Here is a 270-nt window from a genome sequence, read left to right as displayed (position 1 = left end):
TGGCCGCATTCGCTACCGTGAAGGCGTAGTTGAACGGCGTGCCCACAGCCAGGCTGCCTGGGTTGGCCTTGGTGACCGTCAACGCTGGCGTACCAGGCGTCACCGGCGTGGAAGGCGTCGATGCGCAATCCGTCGTGCAACCGGCCGTCGGATTGACGGGGCTGATGCCGCCGGACGGATCGTAGGAAGCCGTGTTCGTGCTCGAACCCACAGCCGTCGGCACAGCTGGCAGGTTGAAGCTGGTGCTGCTGCCAGCCGCCACCGGTGTGG

1 pseudogene is annotated in these 270 nt (G+C 66.7%); it reads right to left on the bottom strand.

The features are described from left to right. Positions 1-211 (bottom strand): annotated as a pseudogene (locus JHD82_RS30235) (hypothetical protein); the annotation flags it as partial. Positions 212-270 lie beyond the last annotated feature (59 nt).

It is taken from the genome of Delftia sp. ASV31 (genome assembly GCF_016428765.1).
Taxonomy (GTDB): Bacteria; Pseudomonadota; Gammaproteobacteria; order Burkholderiales; family Burkholderiaceae_C; genus Comamonas; species Comamonas acidovorans.
Note: the sequence above shows the minus strand (reverse complement) of the source record. Positions and strands in the feature narration are given on the sequence as shown.